Source organism: Bradyrhizobium sp. MI1.11 (genome assembly GCF_055811255.1).
The window spans coordinates 140,040-147,964 of record NZ_JBVVPM010000017.1 but is presented as its reverse complement, the minus strand read 5'-3'; the positions used below and the strand labels follow the sequence as shown (position 1 = coordinate 147,964).

Annotated in this window: 8 protein-coding genes; 4 read left to right on the top strand and 4 right to left on the bottom strand. The window is 63.3% G+C overall.

Translation table 11 applies throughout. The annotated features are described in order from the left end of the window. The first annotated feature begins 165 nt into the window (after positions 1-165). Complete coding sequence (locus AC0L30_RS18885) at positions 166-564, top strand: gamma-glutamylcyclotransferase family protein (protein ID WP_035993593.1); 399 nt, start codon at positions 166-168, stop codon at positions 562-564. Here AC0L30_RS18885 and AC0L30_RS18880 read toward each other — a convergent pair. The 3 genes from AC0L30_RS18880 to AC0L30_RS18870 form a co-directional block, all read right to left on the bottom strand. Next, the gene (locus AC0L30_RS18880) at positions 561-1,124 is read right to left on the bottom strand and encodes a chlorite dismutase family protein (protein WP_007596625.1); all 564 of its coding nucleotides are present in this window, start codon (positions 1,122-1,124) and stop codon (positions 561-563) included. The two genes, AC0L30_RS18885 and AC0L30_RS18880, sit on opposite strands and share 4 nt — an antisense overlap. A 70-nt stretch (positions 1,125-1,194) precedes the next feature. Continuing rightward, a complete protein-coding gene (locus tag AC0L30_RS18875) occupies positions 1,195-1,434 on the bottom strand; it encodes a BrnA antitoxin family protein (protein WP_245285940.1) in 240 nt (79 codons plus the stop codon). Between the two features lie 25 nt (positions 1,435-1,459). Continuing rightward, on the bottom strand, positions 1,460-1,771 hold the full coding sequence (locus tag AC0L30_RS18870) for a BrnT family toxin (protein ID WP_473404956.1): 312 nt from the start codon (positions 1,769-1,771) through the stop codon (positions 1,460-1,462). Between the two features lie 159 nt (positions 1,772-1,930). Here AC0L30_RS18870 and dnaG point away from each other — a divergent pair, with 159 nt between their 5' ends. The 3 genes from dnaG to AC0L30_RS18855 all read left to right on the top strand — a co-directional run bounded on the left by dnaG (position 1,931) and on the right by AC0L30_RS18855 (position 7,061). Further along, a complete protein-coding gene (gene dnaG / locus AC0L30_RS18865; protein WP_473404955.1) occupies positions 1,931-3,943 on the top strand; it encodes a DNA primase in 2,013 nt (670 codons plus the stop codon). A 377-nt stretch (positions 3,944-4,320) separates the two neighbouring features. Beyond that, complete coding sequence (gene rpoD, locus AC0L30_RS18860; protein WP_007596618.1) at positions 4,321-6,471, top strand: RNA polymerase sigma factor RpoD; 2,151 nt, start codon at positions 4,321-4,323, stop codon at positions 6,469-6,471. 209 nt (positions 6,472-6,680) lie between these two features. Beyond that, positions 6,681-7,061: a thiol-disulfide oxidoreductase DCC family protein gene (locus AC0L30_RS18855; RefSeq protein WP_371261371.1), complete on the top strand. Its 381-nt coding sequence runs from the start codon at positions 6,681-6,683 to the stop codon at positions 7,059-7,061. A gap of 16 nt (positions 7,062-7,077) precedes the next feature. On the opposite strand, the gene AC0L30_RS18850 is transcribed toward AC0L30_RS18855, so the two are convergent. Then, positions 7,078-7,314 carry a hypothetical protein gene (locus AC0L30_RS18850; protein WP_007596614.1) on the bottom strand — a complete coding sequence of 79 codons (237 nt, stop codon included), beginning with the start codon at positions 7,312-7,314 and terminating at the stop codon, positions 7,078-7,080. Between the last annotated feature and the right edge of the window lie 611 nt (positions 7,315-7,925).

Genomic DNA, 7,925 nt, shown 5'->3' with positions numbered 1-7,925 from the left:
TATCACCCTCCCCCGTGGGGTGGGGCCCCGCCCCCCCCCCCGGGGGGCCCCCCCCCCCCCTTCTTCTCCCCCCCCCCCCCCCCCCCCCCCCCCCCCCCCCCCCCCCCCACGACCATGGAATGTGTGGCGCTGTCGCTCTGCATCATTCGCAGCTATAGAGCCCGCATGATCTCCAATCGTCTTTTCGTCTACGGCACGTTGATGCGCGGCTTCGACCATCCGATGGCGCGGCTGCTTGCCGGGCACGCGGATTTTCTGAGTGAAGCGACCTGCCGCGGCCGGCTCGTTCTGGTGAAGCATTATCCGGGGCTGCTGCTCTCCGATGTGCCGTCCGACCGCGTCCACGGCGAACTCTTCCACCTGCGCGTACCCGACGAGCTCCTGCGCGAGCTCGACATGTACGAGGCCTGCGGTGAGGGCTTTCCCGAGCCGACCGAATATCTGCGCCGGCTGGTCGACGTGACAGGCGCGGACGGGGTGACGGCACCGGCCTGGACTTACATCTACAACTGGCCCGTCACCGATCTGCCGCGCATCGAATCCGGCCGCTTCCTCGATCACTAGGCCGAAAGCACTTCCTTCACCGCGCGCACGTCGACCTCGCGCTCGACATAGGTCCACTCCTCGGTCCGCCGGAGCATCGCGACCAGCTCCTCGAACAGCGAGGCGTGCGCGGGCGCGAATTCGAACCAGGTTAGGAAATCGAAGGGCCCGCCAAGGTCGCGGCAATGATAGAGCTGCCGCGCAATCGCAGGCAGGAAGCGCAGGCTGCTCGCGATGTGATGCGACTTGTCTTCAAATATCCTGCGGCGTTCTTCCTGGGTCAGATCCCACCAGGCCTGCGACTTGCGGATCGGGATCAGCGCGGCGCTGGTTGCTTCCAGCCGGCCGAGGCCGGCCTGCATGGCAGTGAGCTGCTCCTTCTCGCCGCGCTCGGTGTAGCGCAAGCTGCTCGCGACACCGACCAGCCGCCAGGCATTGCGCGAGGGCACCAGCGGCAATGCGATGGCCTCGCTGTCGGTGACCGACAGCGCCGGCATGAAGGCGAGGGGCTCGCCCGTGACGGGCGAAATCGAGGTGATGCGCCAACCCCCGCTCTGGCCGCCTCGGAAGGTCCTGAACATGGCCCATGGAAGCGTGGAACCGGGGCGGGTTCAAGGCTTCTGTCACGAGCCTCCGAAGATATTCTCCGGATCAAGCCCGCTTCTTCGGCTTCGACTTCTGCTGCATGAAGGAGCGCAGCACCGCATTGATGCGCCGCTGATAGCCCTCGCCATCGCGCTTGAAGAAGTCGAGCACGTCCTCGTCGAGGCGGATGGAGATCGCCTTCTTCCTCGGCGGCATCACCAGCACGGCGTCCGACCAGTCGACGTCCTTGAACTCCGCCCAGTCGGGATCATTTGCGATCGAGGCTTCCAATTCCTCGTCCGTCATTGCATCGACACGGGCCCAATCACTATTACCCTTGCGGCGATCTCCCCATCGACGCTTCACGATATGCTCTTTTTTCATCTGGCCTCGGACGTCGCGCTGAAATGATACGGATCGCTTTGTCTCTTCGCGTGAAGATCACTGTCAGAAGTCGGTCGTCGAGTTTTCCGATCGCGATCCACCGCTCTTCGTCGTTGCGATTCGACCGTTTGATGACGACACGTTCGTAGAAGACCTGACTGGCATCGTCGAAGCTGATGCCATGTTTGATCAGATTAGTCCGGTTCTTCTCTTCGTCCCATTCAAACCCGGCAGACGCGAGAGAGCTGAAATCCGCCATCAGTTTCTCTGTATATACAATCGTATTTTTGGATTATCAAGCCTGTGGATATGGACTGAACATATCATGAACATTAAATAAGGCGTTGAAGCAAGGCCGGCGTTCGCCTTTCTGAGGTGGGCGCTTCACGCGGCCGAGCTGACAGAGTTCCATTCCGCCATGCGCTTCACGCCCCAATTCCTCGACGAGCTGCGTGCCCGGCTTTCGGTCTCCGAAGTCGTGGGCAAGCGCGTCAAGCTGAAGAAGGCGGGGCGCGAGTGGAAGGGGCTGTCGCCGTTCCAGCAGGAAAAGACGCCGTCCTTCTACGTCAACGACCAGAAGGGTTTTTACCACGACTTCTCCTCGGGCAAGCACGGCGACATCATCAGCTTCGTGATGGAGACCGACGGCCTGCCGTTCGCGGAGGCCGTGGAGCGGCTCGCCAATATGGCGGGCCTTCCGCTGCCGGCGGTGACGCCGGATGCGGCGCGTCAGGAGCAGCGGCGCCGCTCGCTGCACGACGTGATGGATCTCGCGGCGAAGTTCTTTGCCGAGACGCTGGCCTCGCGCGTCGGCGCCAAGGCGCGCGGCTATCTCGCCGATCGTGCGATCTCGCCGGCGACGCAATTGCAGTTTCGGCTGGGCTATGCGCCGCCCGATCGCTTCGCACTGAAAGAGCATCTCGGCAAGCTCGGCGTCTCCGTCGACGACATGATCGAGACCGGCATGCTGGTGGCAGGCAACGACATCCCGGTGCCCTATGATCGCTTCCGCGATCGCGTGATGTTTCCGATCACGGATCTGCGCGGCCGCGTCATCGCCTTCGGCGGGCGCGCGCTGGAGAAGGACGTTCCGGCCAAGTACCTGAACTCGCCGGAGACGCCGCTCTTTCACAAGGGCGACAATCTCTACAACCACCAGACCGCGCGCAAAGCCACCCATGACGGCAGCGCTCTCGTCGTGGTCGAAGGCTATGTCGACGTCATCGCCATGGTCACCGCGGGCTTTGCCGGCAGCGTGGCGCCGCTCGGCACCGCGCTCACCGCGAACCAGCTCGCGCTGCTCTGGAAGATGGCGGACGAGCCGATCCTCTGCTTCGATGGCGACCGCGCCGGCCAGAAGGCGGCGTATCGTGCCGCAGATCTTGCCTTGCCCTTCCTCGCGCCCGGCAAGAGTCTTCGTTTTGCGCTGCTGCCGGAGGGACAGGACCCCGACGATCTCGTGCGCTCCGGCGGTCGCGGCGCGATCGAGGAGGTGATCGCGGCGGCGCGTCCGCTCGCCGAGATGATCTGGTCGCGCGAGCTCGAAGGCGGCAATTTCGCCACGCCAGAGCGCCGCGCCGCGCTGGAGGCGCGCATCAAGGAGCTCTCCAACGGCATCCGCGACGAGGTGGTGCGGCGCTATTACCGGCAGGATCTTGCCGAGCGGCTTCAGCGCGCCTTTGCCCCCGAAGGCGGGCGCGGCGGCTTTGGCGGCGGCCGTGGCAATTTCCGCCCCGGCTCGGCCGGTCGTCAGTTTCAGCCCCGTGGTGGGGGAGGCGCGAATCGATTCGGCGGTCAGGGATTTGGAGGCCGCCGCGGCCCCCCCGGTCCAATCCAGCTGCCCTCGGGACCCTACCAGGCGGCGAGTGCGCAGCTCGCCGCAAGCCCGATCATGCGCGGCCAGCGCAGCGCCATCTCCCGCCGCGAGGCCCTGATCCTGCAAATCCTGATCAACCACCCCTGGCTGCTGCACGATCATCTCGAGGAGGTCGCGGCCCTGGAGCTCGCCCATCCCGAGGTCCATAAGCTCCGGGCCGGCATCATCGCCGCCTTCGCCAACGACCATCACCATTCGCCGGACCCCGGGGAGCTCGCCGAGAAGATGCGCAGCGACCTCGAAAAGGGCGGATTTTCGCAGGCTCTTCAAAGGGTTGAGGGCGGTATCACGACCGCGGCGGTGTGGGGCGCCCGTGAGGGCGCCGCACGGGACGACGTTCTCTCCACGTGGCATCAGCTGGTCGCCTTGCATCGGCAGTACCATTCACTACTTAGAGAGCTGAAAGACGCCGAGATGGCCTTGGGGGAGGATCCCAGCGAGGCCAACATGGTGTGGCTGCGCGACGTCAAGGCTAGGATTGGCGAAGTCGACGGCACCGAGGCCCTGATCGAGGGTTTTGGCGAGCTGTCGGGCCGGTTCCAGAAGAGCGTGTGATGAAAGAATCATGCGGACGGCCGGGGCCGGAACCGCTAAAAGACTCGCCAAATCCGAGGTTTGGCGGCAAAAACAGGGTTAATCGAGGCTTAACGGTCTTGTAGCACTTTGGCCACCAGGCGGCCGCAGGCAGAACAGATGCGTCAGGAATGAATCCGCGCAATTGCTGTTGGCACTATACCTGCAACCGCTGCGACAAAGAGGCTCTACGAAGCGTTAGGCAAATCCGGCGAGTGAAAGGTCGGGGGTGGCGACAAGAGGTCCGCGCCGCCCTTTCCGTGTCGAGATCTGACGAAGCGAGAGCATCGAACAACAGGTTCAAGTGATTTCACGCGGGCGCGGCGAACGTCTGTGTGAAACGCGTTTAGGAGCAATGGATGGCCACCAAGGCAAAGACGCTGCAGGCGAAGGACAAGGAAAAAGACGACAAGGCAGCGGACGCGCCGGAGAAGGACTCCCAGGACGCGCCCTCGCCGTTGCTCGATCTGTCCGACGCGGCCGTGAAGAAGATGATCAAGCAGGCCAAGAAGCGCGGCTTCGTGACCTTCGATCAGCTCAACGAAGTTTTGCCGTCCGACCAGACCTCGCCCGAGCAGATCGAGGACATCATGTCCATGCTCTCGGACATGGGCATCAACGTCACCGAAGCCGACGATAGCGAAGGCGAGGAAGACAAGGACGAGAGCGGCGAGGACGAGACCGACAACGAGCTGGTCGAAGTCACCCAGAAGGCCGTCACCGAGGTCAAGAAGAGCGAGCCGGGCGAGCGCACCGACGATCCCGTGCGCATGTATCTGCGCGAGATGGGCACCGTCGAGCTGCTGTCGCGCGAAGGCGAAATCGCGATTGCGAAGCGCATCGAGGCCGGCCGCGAGGCGATGATCGCAGGGCTGTGCGAAAGCCCGCTGACCTTCCAGGCCATCATCATCTGGCGCGACGAGCTCAACGAAGGAAAGATCTTCCTTCGTGACATCATCGATCTCGAAGCCACCTATGCCGGGCCCGACGCCAAGGCCGGCATGAACAATGCGATGATCGCGGGTCCCAACGGTGAGACCGGTGAAGCGCCGGCCGAAGGCGGCCAGGTCACCGGCGCCGCGCCCGCGCATGTCGCGCCGCCCGCCGCACCGCCGTCGCCGACCCCGTTCCGCGCCGCGCCTGTGCCCGGCAATGCCGGCGAAGCCGCGAAGGATCCGGCGGAGTCCGCCGCCGAAGCCGACATGGACGAGGACGACGAGTTCGAGAACCAGATGTCGCTTGCGGCGATCGAGGCCGAGCTCAAACCGAAGGTCGTCGAGATCTTCGACAAGATCGCCGACAGCTACAAGAAGCTGCGCAAGCTGCAAGAGCAGGACATCCAGAACCAGCTCGAGAGCACCTCGCACGGCCCCTCGCTGTCGCCGCACCAGGAGCGCAAGTACCGCAAGCTCAAGGACGAGATCATCGTCGAGGTGAAGTCGCTGCGCCTCAACCAGGCGCGTATCGACTCACTGGTCGAGCAGCTCTACGACATCAACAAGCGCCTCGTCTCGCATGAGGGCCGCCTGATGCGCCTCGCCGACAGCCACGGCGTCGCGCGCGAGGACTTCCTGCGCAACTACACCGGCTCGGAGCTCGATCCGCGGTGGCTCAACCGTGTCTCGAAGCTGTCGGCCAAGGGCTGGAAGAACTTCGTCCATCACGAGAAGGACCGCATCAAGGACCTCCGCCACGAGGTGCATCAGCTCGCGGCCCTGACCGGCTTGGAGATCATCGAGTTCCGCAAGATCGTGCACTCGGTGCAGAAGGGCGAGCGCGAAGCCCGCCAGGCCAAGAAGGAGATGGTGGAAGCCAACCTCCGTCTCGTGATCTCGATCGCCAAGAAATACACCAACCGCGGCCTGCAGTTCCTCGACCTGATCCAGGAAGGCAACATCGGCCTGATGAAGGCGGTCGACAAGTTCGAGTACCGCCGCGGCTACAAGTTCTCGACCTACGCCACGTGGTGGATCCGGCAGGCGATCACCCGATCGATCGCCGACCAGGCGCGCACCATCCGCATTCCCGTGCACATGATCGAGACGATCAACAAGATCGTGCGCACCTCGCGCCAGATGCTCAACGAGATCGGCCGCGAGCCGACCCCGGAAGAGCTGGCCGAAAAGCTCGGCATGCCGCTGGAGAAAGTGCGAAAAGTCCTCAAGATCGCCAAGGAGCCGTTGTCGCTGGAGACGCCCGTCGGTGACGAAGAGGATTCACACCTCGGCGATTTCATCGAGGACAAGAACGCGATCCTGCCGATCGACGCCGCGATCCAGTCGAACCTGCGCGAGACCACCACGCGCGTGCTGGCCTCGCTCACCCCCCGCGAAGAGCGCGTGCTGCGCATGCGCTTCGGCATCGGCATGAACACCGACCACACGCTGGAAGAAGTCGGCCAGCAGTTTTCGGTGACGAGAGAGCGTATTCGTCAGATCGAGGCGAAGGCGCTGCGAAAGCTGAAGCATCCGTCGCGGTCGCGGAAGCTGCGGAGCTTCTTGGATAACTAGTTCAAGCGCCGCGACTTGGCGGTTGTTGAGACAATAACGGCGGGCGAAAGCCCGCCGTTTTCGTTCGCGCCTACTTCGACCGCGTTCAGCCAAAGAGCCTCATCAGCTTTCTATCGGATTATACTTCCGATGAGAAAGGTGCATCGATCTTGCAATGCCGAATGGATGGCTCCTGCCTCGACGTGGCGCAGATCGACATTTATGCTTCGATGATGCCGGCTCACCTCACCGTCTGGTACAACACCCGCTGCCCCGTCTGCGATGCCGGCATCGACTGGCAGCGCAACAAGCTGCTCGCGTTGGTGCGCGCGGGCACGATCGAATTCAGGGATATCAACGAGCAGCCCGATGCGCTGGCGCACTTTGGCGCCACGCTCGACGATATCAGGCGCCGCCTGCATGCGACCGATGAGGCCGGCCGACTTATCGTCGGCGCGGATGTCGCGATTGCGCTGTGGAGGCTGACGCCGGGAGAGGGGTGGCTTGCGGGGTTGTTCGGCAATCGCGTGGCGCTGCCGTTCACCCGGTTCTTCTATGACCGGTTTGCCGATCTGCTGTTTGCCTGGAACAGGCGGGCCGGGCGCTGGTGAGCGCCTGGGGATCGGCCTATTTCTTCTTCGCGCCGACCCGCTCGAGGTTCTTGATCTCCAGCGCCGGGCGGCCGGATTTTTCGGCGATCTCGCGGTCCTGCTCCATGATGAAGGCGCGGGCCGGCTCGTCGCCGTCGAGGCCGCCGAGCAATTCGGCGGGCACGCGCCGGTTGGAGCGTTGGGAGCCGTCTTCATAGAAGACGTTGAAAAAGGCGAATTCGCCCTTGGGATTGGTTCCGGGTTTTTTGGCCATGGCCGGCTTTTCGTCGATCAGGGGGCCATAGTCAAATGACTTTGGCAGGTTTCCGGAGGCCGGCTGCGGACGCTGCTGCGGCAGAACTGGCTGGGCGATCGATCGACGAACCCGTTTGCGCGGCGCTTGGATGTCGGGTGGAAGCGTCCAGCGCTTCGTAAAACCCGATGCGCTCCTTCGAGGAGACCCTTACCTTCAGCCTTGCCTCACCCTTGCCGCAACAAACGGCGGGCCGCGAAGCCCGCCGTTTATTTTGGTCTTCAGCGTCGCCCGGGGCTGGCAGGGCGACAACCTAGAATAGAATGTTATAACCGGCGCCATGCCATGGCAACGCAAATCGTTGGCGCTGCGATGTCGCAGCGAGCGCATGAGATATGCAGTGGTCGCGACATCGCGTTTCGATCAGCATCAAAGCAATTGCTTGGACGGCTAAAGCACTTTGTTCGTATTTCCTGCTCTCGCAACGCAACGCAGCGAGCGCTGCGCGCCTTGTCAGAACGCGCGTTTGCCTGCACGTATTCCCGCGTGCGTGCAGAAGTCGCGCTGACAAACATATGTTAATCCGTTTTCGCCCTTCACGCTGTTCCCATCACGTTACGAGTGCCGCATGC

Excerpts from the sequence above, each read along its gene's own strand:
- AC0L30_RS18885 (WP_035993593.1), top strand. The coding sequence starts at position 166 with ATGATCTCCAATCGTCTTTTCGTCTACGGCACGTTGATGCGCGGCTTC.
- AC0L30_RS18880 (WP_007596625.1), bottom strand. The coding sequence starts at position 1,124 with ATGTTCAGGACCTTCCGAGGCGGCCAGAGCGGGGGTTGGCGCATCACC.
- AC0L30_RS18875 (WP_245285940.1), bottom strand. The coding sequence starts at position 1,434 with ATGACGGACGAGGAATTGGAAGCCTCGATCGCAAATGATCCCGACTGG.
- AC0L30_RS18870 (WP_473404956.1), bottom strand. The coding sequence starts at position 1,771 with ATGGCGGATTTCAGCTCTCTCGCGTCTGCCGGGTTTGAATGGGACGAA.
- dnaG (WP_473404955.1), top strand. The coding sequence starts at position 1,931 with ATGCGCTTCACGCCCCAATTCCTCGACGAGCTGCGTGCCCGGCTTTCG.
- rpoD (WP_007596618.1), top strand. The coding sequence starts at position 4,321 with ATGGCCACCAAGGCAAAGACGCTGCAGGCGAAGGACAAGGAAAAAGAC.
- AC0L30_RS18855 (WP_371261371.1), top strand. The coding sequence starts at position 6,681 with ATGATGCCGGCTCACCTCACCGTCTGGTACAACACCCGCTGCCCCGTC.
- AC0L30_RS18850 (WP_007596614.1), bottom strand. The coding sequence starts at position 7,314 with ATGGCCAAAAAACCCGGAACCAATCCCAAGGGCGAATTCGCCTTTTTC.